An 824-nucleotide genomic window follows, 5' to 3' on the forward strand; every position below is an offset into this window, starting at 1 on the left:
CGGACGTAACGGCAAGGGTTCGAAATAGCACAGCTTTGGCCAAGGAATCAGTTGATTGGCCAAAGCATCCTGTGCATTTCAATACATGTGTCGTGATTCGTTAATATCAATTGAAGGGTGAGAGCCTTATGAAGAAGTCCATGTTGGTTACGGCCATGATATGTGCCGTCACTTATGCTCCAATCGCTTCTGCTCAATCGCTCTCCGGGGCGCAGAAAAATGCAGTAAGGTCGGCCAAAAGCTATCTTAACCTTAAAGGATTTTCGCGCGAAGGGCTAATCGAACAACTTTCATCTGAGTATGGTGATGGATATAATATCACAGATGCTACGGCGGCTGTTGATAGTTTATCTGTTGATTGGAATGAACAGGCGGCCAGATCCGCCGAGGACTATCTGAACTTGCAGGGGTTTTCCTGTAATGGACTTATCCAGCAGCTTTCATCAAGCGCCGGAGATAAGTTCACGAAGAGTCAGGCGACTTATGGGGCAAAGAAGGCAGGCGCCTGTTAAGTGACAAGCTGACCCGCCCCTGAAGTTTCATCTATCTGCGACTTGAGACCGGTTGGTGTTTACACCAATCGGCGCGGGTTGAGCAATCGCCCGTCGCGCGGAGTTATCATCTCGCGCAGCGGGGCGGCCGATATAGGTCGGTCATGCCGTGTGCTATAATGTAACGTTTGGACATGGATTGGCGGGAATTTTTATCTTCCGGATTTTGTACTCTTGATCCAATCAGTCAGCTTCTTCAAATCATGAGCCCAGAAGATGGTAAGGCCCCGATCCTGGGCGTCCTCTAGGTGTTTGATCCCACGGTTTGATGGT

At 49.4% G+C, this 824-nt stretch carries 1 protein-coding gene; it reads left to right on the forward strand.

Annotated features, from left to right (window positions below):
• The first annotated feature begins 128 nt into the window (after positions 1-128).
• On the forward strand, positions 129-512 hold the full coding sequence (locus CG50_RS16745; RefSeq protein WP_081880501.1) for an Ltp family lipoprotein: 384 nt from the start codon (positions 129-131) through the stop codon (positions 510-512).
• Positions 513-824: the final 312 nt, after the last annotated feature.

The sequence above is a fragment of the Paenirhodobacter enshiensis genome (assembly GCF_000740785.1).
Lineage (GTDB): Bacteria > Pseudomonadota > Alphaproteobacteria > Rhodobacterales > Rhodobacteraceae > Rhodobacter > Rhodobacter enshiensis.

Bases quoted from the DNA above. Each gene is read 5' to 3' on its own strand.
- CG50_RS16745 (WP_081880501.1), top strand. From the start codon at position 129: ATGAAGAAGTCCATGTTGGTTACGGCCATGATATGTGCCGTCACTTAT.